The sequence below is a fragment of the Dactylosporangium sp. NBC_01737 genome (assembly GCF_035963215.1).
Taxonomy (GTDB): domain Bacteria; phylum Actinomycetota; class Actinomycetes; order Mycobacteriales; family Micromonosporaceae; genus Dactylosporangium.
Genome location: NZ_CP109153.1, coordinates 8,307,092 through 8,324,212, shown reverse-complemented (window position 1 = coordinate 8,324,212; position 17,121 = coordinate 8,307,092). Strand labels below are relative to the sequence as shown.

The 17,121-nt window shown below is 70.4% G+C and carries 17 protein-coding genes; 7 read left to right on the top strand and 10 right to left on the bottom strand.

The genetic code is table 11. From position 1 onward, the window contains the following. Positions 1 to 8 precede the first annotated feature (8 nt). The gene (locus tag OHA72_RS37660; protein WP_327000832.1) at positions 9 to 2,054 is read right to left on the bottom strand and encodes an alpha-glucuronidase; all 2,046 of its coding nucleotides are present in this window, start codon (positions 2,052 to 2,054) and stop codon (positions 9 to 11) included. A 190-nt stretch (positions 2,055 to 2,244) separates the two neighbouring features. Between OHA72_RS37660 and OHA72_RS37655 the strand changes: the two genes are divergently transcribed. The 4 genes from OHA72_RS37655 to OHA72_RS37640 all read left to right on the top strand — a co-directional run bounded on the left by OHA72_RS37655 (position 2,245) and on the right by OHA72_RS37640 (position 5,360). After that, positions 2,245 to 3,285: a LacI family DNA-binding transcriptional regulator gene (locus tag OHA72_RS37655; RefSeq protein WP_327000831.1), complete on the top strand. Its 1,041-nt coding sequence runs from the start codon at positions 2,245 to 2,247 to the stop codon at positions 3,283 to 3,285. A gap of 293 nt (positions 3,286 to 3,578) precedes the next feature. Then, positions 3,579 to 4,247, top strand: coding sequence for an NAD(P)-dependent oxidoreductase (locus tag OHA72_RS37650; protein WP_327000830.1), 669 nt, complete (start codon positions 3,579 to 3,581; stop codon positions 4,245 to 4,247). 15 nt (positions 4,248 to 4,262) lie between these two features. Continuing rightward, positions 4,263 to 4,775, top strand: a complete 513-nt coding sequence (locus tag OHA72_RS37645) for an anthrone oxygenase family protein (RefSeq protein ID WP_327000829.1) — start codon at positions 4,263 to 4,265, stop codon at positions 4,773 to 4,775. Between the two features lie 126 nt (positions 4,776 to 4,901). Further along, positions 4,902 to 5,360, top strand: coding sequence for a hypothetical protein (locus OHA72_RS37640; RefSeq protein ID WP_327000828.1), 459 nt, complete (start codon positions 4,902 to 4,904; stop codon positions 5,358 to 5,360). A gap of 26 nt (positions 5,361 to 5,386) precedes the next feature. Here OHA72_RS37640 and OHA72_RS37635 read toward each other — a convergent pair whose 3' ends face one another. Beyond that, positions 5,387 to 5,968, bottom strand: a complete 582-nt coding sequence (locus OHA72_RS37635; RefSeq protein WP_327000827.1) for a hypothetical protein — start codon at positions 5,966 to 5,968, stop codon at positions 5,387 to 5,389. A gap of 145 nt (positions 5,969 to 6,113) precedes the next feature. Then, a complete protein-coding gene (locus OHA72_RS37630; protein WP_327000826.1) occupies positions 6,114 to 6,323 on the bottom strand; it encodes an Hsp70 family protein in 210 nt (69 codons plus the stop codon). 456 nt (positions 6,324 to 6,779) lie between these two features. On the opposite strand from OHA72_RS37630, the gene OHA72_RS37625 reads away from it, so the two are divergent. Next, a complete protein-coding gene (locus tag OHA72_RS37625; RefSeq protein ID WP_327000825.1) occupies positions 6,780 to 7,763 on the top strand; it encodes an aldo/keto reductase in 984 nt (327 codons plus the stop codon). A gap of 9 nt (positions 7,764 to 7,772) precedes the next feature. Here the strand turns inward: OHA72_RS37625 and OHA72_RS37620 are convergent, their stop codons facing one another. From OHA72_RS37620 to OHA72_RS37610, 3 genes are read right to left on the bottom strand one after another with little or no spacing between them, the layout of a single operon-like run. Further along, a complete protein-coding gene (locus OHA72_RS37620) occupies positions 7,773 to 8,084 on the bottom strand; it encodes a DUF1048 domain-containing protein (protein WP_327000824.1) in 312 nt (103 codons plus the stop codon). A 1-nt stretch (position 8,085) separates the two neighbouring features. Next, positions 8,086 to 8,442 carry a DUF1048 domain-containing protein gene (locus tag OHA72_RS37615; RefSeq protein ID WP_327000823.1) on the bottom strand — a complete coding sequence of 119 codons (357 nt, stop codon included), beginning with the start codon at positions 8,440 to 8,442 and terminating at the stop codon, positions 8,086 to 8,088. Then, a complete protein-coding gene (locus OHA72_RS37610) occupies positions 8,439 to 8,765 on the bottom strand; it encodes a PadR family transcriptional regulator (protein ID WP_327000822.1) in 327 nt (108 codons plus the stop codon). The genes OHA72_RS37615 and OHA72_RS37610 overlap by 4 nt, the downstream gene beginning before the upstream one ends. A 188-nt stretch (positions 8,766 to 8,953) precedes the next feature. On the opposite strand from OHA72_RS37610, the gene OHA72_RS37605 reads away from it, so the two are divergent. Beyond that, positions 8,954 to 9,565 (top strand): flavodoxin family protein, encoded by a 612-nt coding sequence (locus tag OHA72_RS37605; protein ID WP_327000821.1) that lies wholly within the window; start codon positions 8,954 to 8,956, stop codon positions 9,563 to 9,565. Between the two features lie 34 nt (positions 9,566 to 9,599). Here the strand turns inward: OHA72_RS37605 and OHA72_RS37600 are convergent, their stop codons facing one another. Then, entirely contained in the window at positions 9,600 to 9,923 is a 324-nt protein-coding gene (locus tag OHA72_RS37600; RefSeq protein WP_327000820.1) for a plasmid stabilization protein, read from the bottom strand. 109 nt (positions 9,924 to 10,032) lie between these two features. Then, positions 10,033 to 13,290 carry an NACHT domain-containing protein gene (locus OHA72_RS37595; protein ID WP_327000819.1) on the bottom strand — a complete coding sequence of 1,086 codons (3,258 nt, stop codon included), beginning with the start codon at positions 13,288 to 13,290 and terminating at the stop codon, positions 10,033 to 10,035. 604 nt (positions 13,291 to 13,894) lie between these two features. On the opposite strand from OHA72_RS37595, the gene OHA72_RS37590 reads away from it, so the two are divergent. Then, positions 13,895 to 15,559, top strand: coding sequence for an AfsR/SARP family transcriptional regulator (locus tag OHA72_RS37590; protein WP_327000818.1), 1,665 nt, complete (start codon positions 13,895 to 13,897; stop codon positions 15,557 to 15,559). Here OHA72_RS37590 and OHA72_RS37585 read toward each other — a convergent pair. Beyond that, on the bottom strand, positions 15,542 to 16,573 hold the full coding sequence (locus tag OHA72_RS37585; protein ID WP_327000817.1) for a hypothetical protein: 1,032 nt from the start codon (positions 16,571 to 16,573) through the stop codon (positions 15,542 to 15,544). The genes OHA72_RS37590 and OHA72_RS37585 overlap by 18 nt on opposite strands. A 15-nt stretch (positions 16,574 to 16,588) precedes the next feature. Then, positions 16,589 to 17,044 carry an NUDIX hydrolase gene (locus OHA72_RS37580; RefSeq protein WP_327000816.1) on the bottom strand — a complete coding sequence of 152 codons (456 nt, stop codon included), beginning with the start codon at positions 17,042 to 17,044 and terminating at the stop codon, positions 16,589 to 16,591. Positions 17,045 to 17,121 lie beyond the last annotated feature (77 nt).

Sequence of the window (17,121 nt, the reverse complement as noted above, 5' to 3'; positions counted from 1 at the left end):
GCGGGGCGTCAGAAGATGCGGCGGCCGCGCGCGTCCGGGACGCCCGACTTTCGAAAGAAGTACGTGTTGATCTGGTCGCGCCATTCCCGGGCGCAGCGCAGCTGCTCGTCGAGCCGGTCGCCGACCCGGGCGTGCAGCGCCAGGTCGACCAGCCCGGCGGGCAGCCGCTCCCACAGGCGCCGCGCCCCGGTCACCGCCTCGACTCCCGCGAAGTGGGTGTCGTAGATGTGCTGGATGACCGTGACGCCGCTGTGCAGCACGTGGCCGTAGGGCACGTGGTGGAAGAACAGCAGCAGCTCGTCGGGGCAGTCCTCGAGCGACTCGTACACCGCCGCCCACGCCGGCGGGTACTGGCCGGCGAACCCGGTGCCCGACGCCCGGGTGCGGTCGACGCCGACGCCGTCGCGGTCGGCGAAGTGGTACGTGCCCCACGGCGAGTACTCGTAGCCGTCGACGTCCGGGCCGTAGTGGTCCCCGGGCCGGACCATGAAGCCGATCCCGAGCGGCGCGGTGTATCGCTCGTAGGTCTGCCAGGAGTCGTCCATCAGCGCGTGCAGCGTGCGGCGCAGCAGGTCGGGCTCGCCGGTGGCCGACGGCGTGAAGGTCAGGTCGATCCACTCGTCCAGGATCGTGGCCGCGTCCAGCCGCGGCGACCAGGCCAGCCGGCCGAACGCGTACAGGTTCGCCTGGGCGAGGGGGTGCCCGGTCCAGAACCGGTCGTCACCGACGTTGGACACGGCCACCAGCCCGCCGCCGGCGGCGGCGATGCCGGCGACGGACCGGCCGTCGCGCCACGGCTCGAATCCGAGCACGCCGCTCCACATCGGCGCCAGGTAGCACACGTGCCGCTGCTGCCCGGTGTACTCCTGCGTCACCTGGAGCTCCACGGCGACGCGGGTGGCGGGCATCGCGGCGAACACCGGCGACACCGGTTCGCGGGTCTGGAAGTCGATCGGGCCGTGCTTCACCTGCAGGTGCACGTTGTCGCGGAACTCGCCGTCGAGCGGGGCGAAGTGGTCGTACGCCGCGCGGGCCCTGTCGGTGCTCCGGTCGCGCCAGTCCTGCCGGTGGTTGTAGACGAAGGCGCGCCAGTCCACCACGCCACCGAACGGGGCGAGCGCGTCGGCGAGCACGTTCGCCCCGTCGGCGTGGCTGCGGCCGTATGCGAACGGGCCGGGCTGGCCTTCCGAGTCGGCCTTCACGACGTAGCCGCCGAAGTCCGGAATCGTCCCGTACACCCGGGCGGTGGTCCGCGCCCACCAGGCCCGCACCCGTGCGTCCAACGGGTCGGCGGTGTTCAGCCCGCCGAGCGTCACCGGCGCGGCGAAACTGACCGACAGGTGCACGCGGATGCCGTACGGGCGGAAGAGCGCCGCGATCGCGGCCACGTCCTCCAGCCGGTCGGTCAGCAGCAGCGCCTCGGTCGCGTGCACGTTCACGTTGTTCACCGACACCGCGTTGATCCCGCAGGAGGCGAGCAGCCGCGCGTACGCGGTTACCCTGGTCAGGTCGGTGCGCAGGGCGCCGTCACGCCAGAAGATCGAGCCGCCGGAGTAGCCGCGCTCGACCTGGCCCATGACCGGGTGGGCGGCGACGTTGTCCCAGTGGTTGACCATGCGCCGGCGCATCGCCGGCCGGTGCTGCTCGGCCGGGCGGTCGGCGCCGAACGCCGCCGCACCGAGGCGCACGACGTGGAACAGCCCGTACAGCAGACCGGCGGGGCCGTCCGCCACCACGCGCGTGACACCCGCCGCGCGCGCCAGTTCGAAGCCGTCGTGGTCTGGCCGCCCGGTGCGGGACACCGCGAGCACGAGGTCGAACGACCCGTCGGCGCCGGTGGGCGGGTCGTCGCCGGCGGGCGGGTCGTCGCCCATCGATGCCGGCAGGTGCCGGACGGTGCCGCCGTGCCGGCGGCACGCCTGCGCCACCTCGGCGAGTGCCGTGCGGACGAGCGGCCCGTCACCGCACACGAGGGTGTGCCGCTCGCCGACGGCCTGGAACGCCTCCGGCGGCAGCCAGGCCGCGTGGACGTCGGCCAGCTCGGGCACGGTCATGAGCTCTCCCCCACGCATGCGGACGACGACCTCGGAGCAGTGACCGAGACGGAAAGTTTCGGAACTATTCCATGGGCACCGCGTAATCTATGGTCGGCACCGCCCGCCGTCAACGCCGCGACGCGTCGATGCTGCCCGCCGCCACCCGCTGCGCCCCGTCGCGGACTGAAGGCCGCCTACACTGTGCCGCATGGATTCCGCGAAGTCTCAGGCTACGAGCGGCCGGCGACGCCGCGGTGAGGTCACCGTCGCGACCATAGCCCAGCTTGCCGGCGTCTCCCCGCCGACGGTCTCGAAAGTTCTGAACGGTCGGCCCGGCATCGCCGTCGATACCCGCGACAAGGTCGAGGCGCTCCTGCGCGAGCACGGCTACCGGCGTACCGACGCGGCAACCGTCTCCCCCAGCATCGAGGTCGCCTTCTACGGCCTGGAAAGCCACCTGGCGATGGAGATCCTGCGGGGGGTCGAGCAGGCCGCGCGGGACCGGGGCCTCGCCGTCGGCTTCACCGACCTGCAGGGCCCCGTGGCGGCGGGTCGCCGCACGGCCGACCGGCTGCTGTCCCGGCGGCCCACCGGTGTCATCGCCGTGAACTCCGCGTTCCGTGCCCGGCAGTACGAGCAGCTCACCGCCAGCGGCATCCCCATGGTGGTCATCGACCCGACCGGCGAACCGACCCACTCGATCCCGTCGGTCGGCGCGACCAACTGGAGCGGCGGGATCGCCGCGACCCGCCACCTGCTCGACCTCGGCCACCGGCGGATCGGCGTGATCACCGGCCCGATGGACTACCTGTGCGCACGCGCCCGGCTCGAGGCCTGCCGGGGCGCGCTCGGGGCCGCCGGTCTGCCGCTGGACCCGGCGCTCGTGCGGCACGGCAGGTTCACCTTCGACGACGGGATCGAGCTGGGCGGGCAGCTGCTCGAACTGCCCGACCCGCCGACCGCGATCGTGTGCGGCGACGACCTGCAGGCCCTCGGCGTCTACGAGGCAGCCCGCCGGCTCGGCGTGCGCATCCCCGACCAGCTCAGCGTCGTCGGCTTCGACGACATCGAGGTGACCCGGTGGTGCGGCCCGCCGATGACCACCGTCCGGCAGCCCTTCGCCGAGATGGGCGCCACGGCGGCGCGGATGGTGCTGCAGATGGCCCTCGGCGAGACGGTCGAGCCGGCCCGGGTCGAGCTGGCCACCCAGCTCGTCGTCCGCGCCAGCACCGCCCCGCCGTCGCGCTGACACAGCGGGGGCGGTGCCCTGCTCCCGCGAGGTACTGCGCCCGCCATCGCAAGCGATAGCATGTTGCGGCGACATGTCTCGCAGATTCAACCGGCGGGTGCGCGCCGAGGCGCGGCAGCTTCTGGCCGACGGTCTTGCCCCGCCGCCCTACGCACCCCCGGCGTGACCGGACGCCATTGCGGTCACGGCGCGCTCCCAAGGCACACATGTTATGTAACTCATATTGTCCGAGTCTCGAACTCATTTAGTATGGTTCTCATATCGTACGAGATGTGAACCGACAGGAGTTGTGCATGAGACTCGTCATCTTCGCCGCGACCGGCGGCATCGGCAGGCACCTGGTCGAACAGGCGCTCGCCGCGGGTCACGACGTCACCGCCGTGGCCCGCAACCCCAGGAACCTGCCGGCGGGCGCGCGGGTCGTCACCGCCGACCTCGCGCACCCGGACCCGGCGGCGCTCGCGGCCGCGGTCACCGGCGCCGACGCCGTGCTGTCCGGGCTCGGACCGCGCAACCCGAGATCCGACGCGGGCATCACCTCGCGGGGCACCCGCGCGATCGTGGCGGCCATGCAGGCCGGCCACGTCCGGCGCGTCGTCGTGGTCAGCGCCGCGCCGGTCGGCACCGTGCCGTCACCCGGCCGCCCGAACCCGCCGAAGCACGATCCCGGCGACGGGTTCTTCATGCGGCACCTGGGCGCCCGGTTCGCGCACGCCATGTTCCACGCGCACTACGCCGACCTTGCGCTGATGGAGGACATCCTCGGCGACAGCGGCCTGGACTGGACCGTCTCACGACCGCCGAAGCTGACCGACAAGCCAATGACCGGCGTGTACCGCACGGCGTACGGACAGAACATCCGCGGCGGCTTCTCCGTCCCGCGCGCCGACGTCGCCCACCACATGCTCCGCGTGCTCGACCAACCCGAGACGGTCAAACAGGTCATCGGCATCGCCAGCTGACGCACAGGAGCCGACATGACCGTCACCATCGCCCGCTTCGTGAGTCTGCTCTTCGGCGGACTCTTCACAGGGTTCCTCGTCACGGTCCTCGTCATCGAGTCGACGCTGCGAAGCGCCGATGCCTCGGTGTACACCCAGGTCCGGCACGTCGAGCTCGACCGCCTGGACGGCCTCGCCTCCGCCACCCTCATCCCGGCCCTGATCGCCGCGGCCGTCCTCGTCGCGTCCGCGGCCCGCAACCGGCAGCGCGTGCGCTGGCCGGTGCTCGCCTTCGTCCTGCTGCTGAGCGTCGTCGCGACGACGCTCGTGTTCAACGTCCCGATCAACACCGATCAGCTGACCTGGAGCGTGCAGTCGCCCCCGCCGGACTGGGCGAGCGTGCGCGACCGCTGGCAGCTCGCCCATGCCGTCCGCACCGTCGCGGCCCTGCTCGCGTTCGGGTGCCTGAGCGCGGCGTTCACCGCTCGCAGGACGCCAGAGGTGAAGCCGGGCGAGGCGCGCCGGGGTTACAGCGGTGGCACCACGTAGGTGGCGTTTATCGCCCGGCAGCCGTGAAGGCCACAGACATCGACCGTCCAGGGGGATTGCTCCGTGCTGACCGTGTGTTCGAATCGAACTGCGCACGGTGGCGACCGCTTCGTGAAGAGGTGTGGAGTGGGACTCGAAGAACGGGCGAGGCAGGCGGCTCAGCGGCAGGACGCCGAACGGCGGGCCGCGGCCGGTTCCCGGCGGGCAGGGCTGATCGACTGGGGCACGACCCGGATGCACGCGGAGCTCACGGCCTGGGCCGGTCGGCTCGGCGTGACGATCGATTCGGTCGACGAGCCGGTATTCGAGGACGAAGTCCCGTACAGCGATGCACAAGGCGCCGCCGCGTACCACCCGCCCCAGCTGACGGCCCGGTTCGTGTGCGAGGGCACATCTATGCGGATCAGGTACCGGCATGCGCCCCAGACCGTGATGCCCACGATGGCAGGGACCCACATCTGGGTCGACGCCGACGGCTCGCAGGACGACATCAGGACGCTCGCCGACCTGGGCCGGGTGCTTGAGCGCATCCGGAACAGGCCGGCGCCGGCTCCTCCACGCCGCCGCTGGTTCGGTCGTAGCTGACACACGTCAGCGAAAGGTGCGGGCGTTCACGCCGTGCGGGCCAGGGCGGCGTTCCGGCGGGTCTCGACGAGGCGGACCAGGGCGAGCCCCGCCGCGATGCCGAGCATGGTCGGCACCAGGGCGGCAAACACCGGCCCGGGGCCGCCGCCCCCTCGGGACATCACCGCCAGCACCGACATCGGGATCAGCGAGACTGCCGTGCCGACGCCGAACACCCAGTTCATGCCGCGGCGGCCCACCGGGCGCCCGGGCCGGACGAACACCGCGGCACCGGCAAGCAGCGCGGCGCTCAGCAGCATCGTCAGCGAGTTGATGTCGTCCTCGGCGGGTGTGACGAGTCCGGCCCCCAGGAGCACGACCACCAGGAGCCAGACCCAGACGCCGGCCAGCCTGCGCACGGGTTCGGCGGCGACGACGAGTTGGCCGGCGACGAGTGGCGTGAGCCACCACGGCAGGGAGAAGCCGTCGTCGTCGAAGTGCACGTCGACGACGGAGGTGATGACGACGGCGAGCAGCACGACCAGGGCGGCATTCGCGGCGGGCAGCAGCCAGGCGCGGCGCGGCCCCTCGTCGGCGCGCTGCGCCGGTCGCGGCCGTTCGGCAGCCACCACCGTCTGCGGTACCGGCTCGCGCGAAGCTGCGGTGCCGGCTCGCGGGAAGGCTGCGGCTCGCGGGAGGTTGCGGCTCCGCGACCGGTCGGGCGGGCGGCACGGACGCACCGGCCGGTTGGGTCGCGCGGGACGTCGCCGCCGGTCAGCGCGCCCTCGCACACCACGAGCCGGCCTCGGTACGGCGCACCACGGTGGCGTCGAACATGCCGGCGGCCAGGTCGTACACCAGCACGCACTGCCCGGGTCGCACCTGCTGACCCGCCAGTCCGGCGAGGAAGGCGGCGGCCGCGACGGGCTCGGCGACGAACCGCGGCGCGTCGATGCCGGCGTCGGCGGCCGCTCCGGCCAGCACCGCCCGGCCCGGGCCGGGCCCCAGGCCACGGGATGGGTGATCGTGACGTGCCCGATCGGCCCGCCGGCCGCCTGCCGCGCCTCGCGCATCACCCGGCCGAGGGAGGCGGCCACGAGCTGCTGCACCGGGTACGCCGTGTCGCCCAGCAGCACCTCGAGGTCGTCGATGCGCCGCTTCGGGTTGGGTTCGTAGCGCGCCGGATCGTGCCGGGCGGATCGCTGCGCGTCGCGGCCGGTCAGCAGCCGGCCCGTGTCGTCCGCCCAGACGGCCGACGGCAGCAGCGGCGTGCCGTCGAACAACAGCGGCCTCGTCCTGCCTTCGGGCCACCGCAGAAGGGCAACGATGTTCGACGTACCGTAGTCAACGGTCCGTACGGAGGGCCGACCCGGACGGTCAGATCCTGCTCGGCGGTCCCGAAGTCGACCAGACCGGCGCGCATCGCGGAGAATGGCGGACATGCGTACCGCGAAACTCGGCGACCTGCAGGTCTCCCGCATCGGACTCGGCGCGATGGGGATGTCGCACGGCTACAGCGGCGCCGGCAGCGACGACACGGAGTCGATCCGCACCATCCACCGGGCCATCGAGCTGGGTGTCACGCTGATCGACACCGCGGAGGTCTACGGCCCCTACGTCAACGAGGAGCTCGTCGGCAAGGCGCTGCGGGGCCGCCGCGACCAGGTGGTGCTGGCGACCAAGTTCGGCCTGATCTCCCACGACGGCCGTGTCCCGGCGGGGCTGGACAGCAGCCCCGGCAACATCCGCACCGCGGTCGAGGGCTCGCTCAAACGCCTCGGCACCGACCACATCGACCTGTACTACCAGCACCGCGTCGACCCCAGCACCCCGATCGAGGACACCGTCGGCGCGCTTGCCGGCCTGGTGCAGGAGGGCAAGATCCGCCACATCGGGCTCTCCGAGGCCTGGACCGGCACGATCCGCCGGGCGCACGCCGTGCACCCGGTCGCCGCCCTGCAGTCGGAGTACTCGCTGTGGACGCGCGACCAGGAGCAGATCCTGCCCGTGCTGCGCGAGCTGGGCATCGGCCTGGTCGCGTACTCACCGCTCGGCCGGGGGTTCCTCACCGGTGCCCTGCGCACGCCGGCCGACGTCGAGCGCTTCGACGACAGCGACTTCCGCAAGAACAACCCGCGCTTCACCGGCGGGAACCTCCAGCACAACCTGCGCCTCGCCGCCCAGGTGGGGGCGATCGCGGATCAGGTGGGCGCCACCTCCGCGCAGGTGGCGCTGGCCTGGCTGCTGGCACAGGGCGACGACGTCGTCCCGATCCCCGGCACCAAGCGGGTGAGCCGCGTGGAGGAGAACGCCGCCGCGGACGCCGTCACGCTCACGCCCGAGCAGGTCGCCACGCTCACCGCGCTGCCCCCGGCCGAGGGCGGCCACCACACCGACGAGCAGATGCGGGTGATCGAGCGCTGAGCCCGTCGGCTACTTCTCGCCGCTGATGGACTCCTGGTAGACGTCCGCGTAGGTCCGGGAGTCCTTGATCAGGTCGTCGCAGAAGGCGGCGACGTCGCTGCCGATGAGTTCCAGCACCCCCTTGCCGGCCGCGACGCCCTCTTCGAAGAAGTCGACGATCCCGGGCAGCAGGCCGCCGTCGGGCAGGTCGATCGGCCCGACCTTGAACAGGTACTTCTGCATCTCCTTGTAGACGATCTGGTAGTCCGGCGGGAGCGCCTTGACCCGAGCCACGTGCGCCCGCCACTGCTTCTTGCCCTCGATGATGTCCTGGATGCCCACGTCAGCCTCCTAGCCGGCCCAGTTTCCTTGCGACATTCCTGTTCAACTGCTCGCGCCACCGGTCGCGGTAGGTCCGGGCCCCCTCGCCGCCGGCCAGCGCCGTGCAGAAGCCCGGGATGTCGTCGCCGAGCACCTCGTGGATGTCCTGCCCGTCCGCCGATGCCTGCTCGAGCAGCCCCAGGGCGGCGTCGAGGATCGGCATGAGATTGCGACCGGTGAAGTCCCCGTACGGGAAGAGGTTGCCCTTGATCTGCTCCCACGCCGCCCGGTAGTCGGCCGGCAACACGGCCGCGCGGGCCTCGAACGCCTTCCATTCCCTCGTGAGATCGCTGCCGGTGATGGTCTCCCAGAAGCTCATCTCCCGCCCTCCTTGAGCTTGTCGATGCGTGATGAGACGTACTGCCATTTCGCCCAGAACGTCGCGAGTTCCTCGCGTCCGGCGTCGTTGAGTGCGTAGAACTTGCGCGGCGGACCGACCTCGGACGGTCGCTTCGTCACCTGGACGAGTCCGTTGCGCTCCAGTCGCAGCAGGATGGTGTACACCGTCCCCTCGATGACGTCGGTGAACCCGAGCTCGTTCAGCCGGCGCGTGATGGCGTAGCCGTAGGTCTCCTCGCCGCCGATGATCTCCAGCACGCAGCCCTCGAGGGTGCCTTTCAGCATCTCTGTCAGGTCGTCCATCACCGCTCCGCTCCGGTACCTCGTACCACCGAGTACCACTATACCGTAGCACCGAGTACCGCTCTCCGGTAGCACCGACGGCGGGTGCGCCGAACCGGATCCCGACCATCCGGCACCACGGCGACCTCACCGTCGACGTCGTGGCGCGGGATGATTTGCTGCCCCGCGGGCGGGGTACCCGTCGGAGTATGCCGACCCTGAAGGCGCTCGTGCTGGTGTGTTCGCTGAAGAAGTCCCCGGTCCCGTCCAGCTCCGAGCGGCTGGGCCGGGAGGTGCTCGCCGCGCTCACCGACCACGACGTGGACGGCGAGGTGGTCCGGGTCGTCGACCACGACGTCCGCTTCGGCGTGTCGACCGACGAAGGCGACGGCGACGCGTGGCCGCGGATCCGCGCCAAGCTCCTCGACGCGCACATCCTGGTCGTCGCCACCCCGATCTGGATGGGCCAGCCGGCGTCGGTGTGCAAGGTGGTCCTCGAACGGCTCGACGCCGAGCTGTCCGAGACCGACGAGCAGGGTCGGCTGCTGACGTACGGCAAGGTCGCCGTCGTCGCGGTCGTCGGCAACGAGGACGGCGCCCACCACGTCACCGCCGAGGTGTTCCAGGCCCTCAACGACGTCGGCTTCACGATCCCGGCCGCCGGCGGCACCTACTGGGTCGGCGAGGCCATGCAGAAGCTCGACTACATCGAGGCCGGCCCGACGCCGGACACCACGGGCGCCGCGACGAAGACCCTCGCCGCGAACGCCGCACACCTGGCCCGGCTGCTCACCGCCACGCCGTACGAGCCGTCGAGCTGAAGCCGCCGCCCGGGCATGCCGGGCGGCGGACCGGTCAGCGCGACAGCGCGCGTTCGAGTTCGGCCTTGTTCATGCTCGAACGGCCCTTGATGTTGCGCTGCTTCGCCTCGTTGTACAGCTGCTCCCTGGTCCGCCCCTGCGCGCCGGTGTGCGAGCGCTTCCCGCCCCGGTGGCCGGACGACACGTCGTGCGTGGACGAACGACTGGCGGTCCGGGACTCGCCGGCGCGGGCGCGTTCCTTGTTCACGGTCCGGGCGGCGATCTCCTCGGCCCGGTCGGTCGATTCGCCGCGCCGCTTGGCGCTGGCCTTGATGTGCTCGTACTGCCGTTCACGCTTGGCATTCGAACCCGCTGGCATGACTCCTCCTCCGGTGGCGGCGGGAACCCTCTCCACGGTCTGTTTTCCCAGCATCCGCGCCGCCTAACGCCGCGGCCACGGGGCACCGCTGCCCACCATCGTGCGCGCGTCACCGGGGCGGCAGCCGTGATGGCCCGAAACGACGGTCGAGCGATGTCCAGGATTCCAGCAGCCGCGCAAGGTGTTCGGGTGGGGAACCTATGGCTGCAGCCCATTCTTCGTGGTCACCGTTGTAATCGGCCGTGTCGGCATCCACTGCTTGAAGGACGTTCGCCATTCCGGTAATCGCCGCGTCCAGCGCGCCCAGCGCGTGCCCGATCTGCGAGGGCGACAGGCTGGCCGAAGTTGTCCAGGTCAGCAGGCCGACCGGCAGATGTATGGCTGCATGCAGCAGCGCGCGGCCGACGAGCTGGTGGTAGAACGGATGGCTGCTCGCGCCGAATGCCGTATGGAACAGGTCGATACGCTGTTGCGCCCCGACATCGGTGCTTTGTGTGAGGAGCAACTGGAGCAGCACACGGGCGTCTGTGACCGGATGACCGTGTTGCGTGAGTTCCCGCACGTCACCAAAGGTCTGCCAGTACGGTGCCATGGCGTAGAGATGCTCGCGGACATCGTTGGCGGTTTGAACAAAAGCCGACCGTCGCAGACCCCGACCGATGTCCGTGTGGCTCGGCACTATCAGGTCAGGCGCCAAGGTTTGGTCGGGCTGGAAAACGGCAGCCGACTCGTCCGGCGGCCAAGGCAATGATTCATAGAGCGACACGTCCGTGTGATCTTCGAGGCGAATCTCGAGCCGGCTGCCGAGGTCCTCGCGACGCCATGCGACTCGGAAGTTCTGCCAGAGCTGTAGACGATCCTCGGAAGGCAGTTGGCTCTGCCATAACAGGGCTTGCTGCCGCCAGTGCACAACGGCCGGAGTGCCTACCAGTTCTGCAACGTCGACGGGGGTCGTCGCCAGCGCAACGGCGAGCCAGAGCAGGTTGGCCGAGAACGCGGCGTGCCGTGCCGCGACGGGTCGCCTGACAGGCTCATATCCGCTGTACGACCACGTCGGATGGGCATGTCCGGAGTCGATGAACAGTGCTACGACCAGCTCCCGACATTTCTGCCGATCGCCGTCGTTGAGGCGCGCCAGCAAGCCGTGGCAGAAGTCCCGCAGCGGACCGCGCCGAGTAATGGTGGCAAATGACGCGAGTGCATAGAAATAGCCCGCGTCGAAGCTGGAGTGCCGGCGACGCAGTCGCTGCTCCCGCTCCTCTGCAAGATCAACCAATGCATCGATGATCCGCCTTGCGGCCAGGAACTCGCCGAACGTTGCGTGCAGGAACTCGAAGCTCCTCTCAGGCGCACCGGTGTCCCGCGTGGCCTGCGATTCGTGGATGAAGAAGAACCGCCCCGTGAGCAGCTGCCCAGCCGTCAAAGCACGACTGGTGGACGTTGCCGTGTCGAGCACCAGATCCTCGGGTGACAGAAGGCTGGAAAGGTCTGCCTCAAGGTCCGCCTCGGTAATTACGTCACTGCCACGATTCAGCATCGCGACGGCAACCGCCGACAGTCTTCGCCATTCGGCCTCGATCGCCGATCGTCGCGTTGACCCGGTCTGCCAGCTCGCATGCTTGTCGACCTCACGAGCGGCGAAATCGTCGAACAGTCTGGTGTAAAGCTCGACCCGCCCAATTCCGGCCTCCAGTCGCTGCAGGGCGTTGTCGCCGGCGTCGTAGAGCGCCAGCAGCAGCAACAACAGCGGCTGACACGCCAACTCGCGGTGCGCCCAAACAGCGTCCAGCTGCAGCGGCAGCAACGATCGAGCAGCAAGACGAGGAGTGTTGGCCCTGTTCCAGATTGCCAGCCACTGTTGTGCTTGCGCTTCGTCGAACGGTTCCAGCCGAACCACTACCGTGCCGTCGGGGAACCGCATCCGATCTGCAACCACAATCCGGCTGGTCACCACGACAGCAACCGGCCGGCCCAGCTCGGCCTCCCGTTCCTGGAACTCCTGCACCCTCTCCAGGTAGTCAGCATGATTCAGACCCGTCGCCTGCAGCAGCTCGTCGAAACCGTCGAGCAGGACCACCAGCAGCGCAGTCTCGGCACGCTGCCTCAGGTCGGACCAGCCGACCCGCGCGCCGAGCGTCTGGTACATCGCCTCCTCGATCTGGCGTTGTATCGACTGGTCGCTGGGCACTGCACGCAGTTCGACCCGCACAACAACGAAGTCAGCGGCCGGGAGCCGACCTGCGAGCACCTTTGTCAGCGCAGATTTCCCCGACCCCGGCTGGCCCAGAAGGACCAACGGAATGCCGGTTGCAATCGGGCTGGTGAGATGGCCGGCCATGAACGCCTGCAGGTCTGCAAGCTCAGGCTTGTCATGCCACCACGACTCGGTCGCCGGCAGATCGTTACGGCCAGCCGTAGCCACGCGCCCGCGCGGGTTGACATAGCCCTCTGCCAGCGTCGGAAGGATCACATGTGCCGGAGCCTGCGCGCTGGAAAGCACCGGCCGGTCCAGTGCCGTTCGGTAGCGCAGGGCAAGGTGGCCACGCTGCTGGTCGACTACGGCGCCCGTGCCCATGTCACCCAGGAGTTGCGCAATGCCCTGCATGCTGACCGCAAGGTTCGTCAGCCGTTCGCCGAGCTCGCTGGACGTCGCACGGAACAACGCCCTTGTCGCTTGCGCGTCCACCTGCGCCGTCCACACTGCGAACTCCGGAACCTGTCCGGCCAGCGTGAGGTAACCCGCGCGGTATCGCTGCACCGAGAGCGCGATGAGCTGCGACCGCATCGATTGGAACAGCTCGTCGACTTCGCGGCTCCGCCCCGCATACGCGCTGAGGCCTTGCAGGAAGTCACGTAGGGAGCGGGCGAGATTCCTGTAGAACTCGTCCAGTTCCGAGACTGTTTGTTCGAAGGGTCGGTGTGCTGCCGGTATCGGCAGCGGAGAGTTCATCAAGGCGTTGATGAGCTGCGAATACGTATGTCCCGGCCACGTGCCGGTCGCCAACGACACCTGCTCGGGTCGCGTGAGCCGGGCCAGATGCAGGTCGAAGTCTGGATGCTCCTTGAGCGACTCCTCCAGCGCCTGGTAAAAAGCGGTCACGACCAGCACAGCGTGTGCCGCTACAAGCCGTTCAGTGCGATCCAGTCTGTGCAACCCTCGCACTCGCTCACGCAGCGTCCCGACAACGTTGTTGCCCCAACGGACCAGCTCGTCGCGCAACGCGAAGAAGTCAACGGTGCCGGCGCTCGCCGTCGTCACCGCGGCCGCACCAATGCCAGCCAGTCTGCCGACAACGTTGACGATCGGGCTGTCTGTTCCATCAAGAAGTTGAACAGCATCGGTGTAGGTCATCAGCCGAGCCCGCATCTGCCGCACAGTAGCGGACCCGTGACACCGAAGAACAGCGCTTCCGTCGGCCGGCGGCGCCGGTAGTGCGCGGGACTGCACGGGCGGGAAGGTTCAGCCAGCGCCGCATGCCCTGTGCCATCCAGTACGCGGCCTGTTCGGCCGCGACTGCGCCGCGCAACCGAACAAACATCAACACATTGCGACAACACTCAAGACCGCCTCATAGTGCAAGACTGAGCCGAACCTTCAGGTGCGGAGCCGAACCGCCGTGCATCCACCAGAATCGAACCGAGAGCGCGGATTGCTGCGAACTTTTCTCGGGTTCCCTGGATTTGGCACGGTGCCGCGCACGGCCGGCGGGAAGGGATGGAGCAGCGGAAACGGGCGGCCTCCCGCACAATGAAAACCCCGCGATTCCGTGCCGCGATATACCTGTGACATCGTGGCGACACGTCCGCGATACCGCCGCGATATAGCGGCAGAAACAAGCACGGACGGTGTCCCCTCAAGATTTCCTCAAGGTCACCTGACAGCGCGCTGAGCATGTCGACACGTCGATGTGTGCATGGAAGTGTGTCGCTGGTCCTTCATTCGTGCCCCTCTCAACATCCGGAGGCGACACGTGTCGTCCAAGGTAGACGTTGAATTCCTGGTGCTCGGACCGCTGCGCCTGCAGGTGCGCGGGGCCCAGCCACACGAACCGCTCGACCGGCGTCAGGAGCGGGCGCTCGCCGCGCTGCTGCTCGACGCCGGGCAGGCGGTGCCGGTCGACCGGCTGGCCGCGGCGGTCTGGACCGATGAGCCGGCCGGGGTCCGGCGCCAGGTCCACGGTGTCATGGCGGGGCTGCGCAACGCGCTGCGGGCGGCCGGTGCCCACGATGGACTGATCGAACTGTCGGGCGACACGTATCGTCTGGTCACGAACGAGTGCCGGCTCGACACGCTCACGTTCGACGCGACGCTCGCCGAGGCGGGGGTGCAGCCGGAGAACAGCCGGCGCCGGATCGCCTTGTTACGCCAGGCGCTCTCGCTGTGGCGTGGGCCTGCCCTCGCCGGGCTGGACGCGCCGGCGCTCACCCCGGCGGTGGCCGCGCTCAACGAGCGGCGGCTGTCCACCTGGGAGCAGTGTTTAGGCATCGAACTGGTGGTACGGCAGGACGCCGAGCTGGCGCGGGGGCTGCTCGGAGAGTTGACCGAATTCGTCGCCACGCATCCGTTGCGGGAGCGCGCGGCGCAACTGCTCATGCTCGCGCTGCACCGGCAGGGGCGCAGCGCCGAGGCGGTCGACGTGTACCAGAGCACCCGGCACCGCCTGCTCACCGAGCTCGGGCAGGAACCGGGCTCCGCCCTGTCCCACACGCACGAACTGGTCCTGCGCGGCCGCGCCGACAACGGACGCGCCGCCGCCGGCCGCGCCGACGGCGACCGCACCGAGCAGTCCACCCCGAGCAGGCCGGGCTTCCAGGTGGCCCACGGACGCGGCGGCGGCCTCGCGCGCAGCACGCCGGGGCCGGGCGCGCGCCCCGCGGCGGCGGCCCTCCCGGCGCAGCTGCCCGGGCACGTGGCCGACTTCGTCGGCCGGTTCGAGGCGCTCGTCTGGCTCGACGCGCTCGTCATGAGCCGCACCGGGCCGACGATCGTCACCGGCGCGGGCGGCGTGGGCAAGACCGCCATGACGATCCAGTGGGCGCGCCGCGCCCGGGACCGGTTCCCCGACGGGCAGCTCTTCGCGGACCTGGCCGGAAGCACCGCCACGCCGCTCGGTCCGCTGCAGGTGCTGCAGCGGTTCCTGTCCGCCCTGGGGGTGCCGCGCGGGCAGGTCCCCCACGACCTCGACGACGCCTCGGCGCTGTTCCGCAGCCTGCTGGACGGCAGGCGGATGCTCATCGTGCTCGACGACGCCGGCGGTTGCGCCGAGGAGGTGCGGCCGCTGCTGCCCGGCGGTGCGGACTGCGCGACGGTGGTGACCAGCCGCGGTCCGCTGCCGGACCTCGTCGCGGCGTGGGGCGCCCGGGTCCTCACGATCGACCCGTTGACGGCTCGGGAGTCGCGCAGGCTGCTGGCCGGTCGCCTCGGCCGGGACCGGATGCTCGCGGAGCCGGCCGCGGTGGGCGAGCTCATCGACTGGTGCGCGGGGCTGCCGCGGGCGCTGGTCGCGGTGGCGGCCTGGATCGGGGTGCACCCGCAGGTGCCGCTGGCGAGCCTGGCCGGCGAGCTGCGGCACGTGTCGCCCGGCGTCAGCCCGGCCACCGTCGCCGACCGTTGCCCGCTACCCAAGGCCGTGTAGGCTCCGGGCGGCCGTCATGCGCTGCCAGCGGCGGCGCTGCCACCACAGTGACAGGGCGACCAGGGCGACCGTGACGACGGCGAACGTCACGTCGCTGAGCACCTCCGCCCGGTGTGGCAGCCGCCGCCACGGGTGCAGGTTGAACCCGTTGACCGCGTAGGTCAGCAGCGCACCGTCGGCGATCGCGAGGACGTGCACCGGGCTCCAGCGGCGGCTCCGCGACCAGCGCAGCGCCAGGACCGTGGCGCCGCCGAGGAGCACGGCGCTGCAGGCGACGCCGAGCCAGGTGCCGGGGATCCACAGCACCAGCGACGCAACGAAGGACAGCCCGAGCACGACGCCCCAGTGCGGCGGCCACAGCCGGCCCGTGGCGTGGGGTGCGGCGACGAGACGCGACGGCGTCACGCGGACCGGTGCGGCGCGGCGCTGCACCGCGAACGCGGCGACGATCAGCGCGACGGCCGTGACGGCGGCGGCGCCGAGCTGCAGCGGCGAGGCCTGGAACCCCTCGGTGCTGCGCAGGTCGGCGAAGACCAGCCAGCAGCCGAGCAGGTACAGCAGCGCCACCAGCGCGAGTCCGAAGCCGTTGGTCCACGGCGCGTGCCGCCGCGCGCCGAGGAACGACTCGACGAACGCGATCGGCGCGCCGATGCTCCAGATCGCGTGCCCGGCGATGAAGACCATGCCCCAGAAGGCGCTCATCGACAGCCCGGGCACGTGGGCGATGCTCTGGAAGTCCTGTCCCTGGTAGCTGGGGTTGAACAGCGACTGGTCGATCAGGCCCGCCTCGATGACGCCGTAGGCCAGGCCCAGCAGCAGGATCGTCGGCCAGCCCCGGCCGGTGCGCCGGGCCAGCTCCCGCACCAGCAGCGCACCACCGCCGTACAGCGGCACCAGGAACACGATCAGGGGCAGGTCGACGACGGTGTGCGAGCCGACAAGATACTCCGCGACCCACGGGGCGAACAGGGCCAGCGAGACGATCGGCGCCAGCCGGGCCAACCACGCCGGCACGGACCGGTTCACCGGTCAGGACCCCACGAACGCGCCGGCCAGGTATCCGCGCAGGAAGTCGCCCTGCTCCACCAGCGTGTCCGGGGGCACCGACCGGAAACAACCGACGTGGTCGGACTGGTCGCCGCCGATCAGCTCGCCGCCGGCGACGCTCACCTCGAAGGCGATGCCGACCGGCCAGCCCTGGTAGCCGTTGCCGAGCATGACGGGGTATTCGATGTAGCCGATCTGCCGGCCGACGTCGACGTGCACGCCCAGCTCGTCGTGGGCGACGCGTGCCACCGCGTCGCGCAGGTGCTCGCCGAAGCGGACGGTGCCGCCGGGCAGGTGCCACTGGCCGACGCAGGGCTCGATCGAACGGCGGGTGAGCACGACGCCCCGGTCGGTCAGGCAGACCACCTCGACGGTCAGTCGCGGCACCCTGCTGTAGATGGCGTGGAACTCCTCGGCCGGGAACGGATGCTTGCCCATGCTGGTCGATCAGCTCCTTGCCGGCGGAAGACGCCACAGGTGTCGCGGATGTCCGATGGACATCGTGCGCAGTCATG

What these genes read in the sequence shown, in the direction of transcription:
- OHA72_RS37660 (WP_327000832.1), bottom strand. Translation starts at nt 2,054, where the DNA reads ATGACCGTGCCCGAGCTGGCCGACGTCCACGCGGCCTGGCTGCCGCCG.
- OHA72_RS37655 (WP_327000831.1), top strand. Translation starts at nt 2,245, where the DNA reads ATGGATTCCGCGAAGTCTCAGGCTACGAGCGGCCGGCGACGCCGCGGT.
- OHA72_RS37650 (WP_327000830.1), top strand. Translation starts at nt 3,579, where the DNA reads ATGAGACTCGTCATCTTCGCCGCGACCGGCGGCATCGGCAGGCACCTG.
- OHA72_RS37645 (WP_327000829.1), top strand. Translation starts at nt 4,263, where the DNA reads ATGACCGTCACCATCGCCCGCTTCGTGAGTCTGCTCTTCGGCGGACTC.
- OHA72_RS37625 (WP_327000825.1), top strand. Translation starts at nt 6,780, where the DNA reads ATGCGTACCGCGAAACTCGGCGACCTGCAGGTCTCCCGCATCGGACTC.
- OHA72_RS37615 (WP_327000823.1), bottom strand. Translation starts at nt 8,442, where the DNA reads ATGAGCTTCTGGGAGACCATCACCGGCAGCGATCTCACGAGGGAATGG.
- OHA72_RS37610 (WP_327000822.1), bottom strand. Translation starts at nt 8,765, where the DNA reads ATGGACGACCTGACAGAGATGCTGAAAGGCACCCTCGAGGGCTGCGTG.
- OHA72_RS37605 (WP_327000821.1), top strand. Translation starts at nt 8,954, where the DNA reads ATGCCGACCCTGAAGGCGCTCGTGCTGGTGTGTTCGCTGAAGAAGTCC.
- OHA72_RS37600 (WP_327000820.1), bottom strand. Translation starts at nt 9,923, where the DNA reads ATGCCAGCGGGTTCGAATGCCAAGCGTGAACGGCAGTACGAGCACATC.
- OHA72_RS37595 (WP_327000819.1), bottom strand. Translation starts at nt 13,290, where the DNA reads ATGCGGGCTCGGCTGATGACCTACACCGATGCTGTTCAACTTCTTGAT.
- OHA72_RS37580 (WP_327000816.1), bottom strand. Translation starts at nt 17,044, where the DNA reads ATGGGCAAGCATCCGTTCCCGGCCGAGGAGTTCCACGCCATCTACAGC.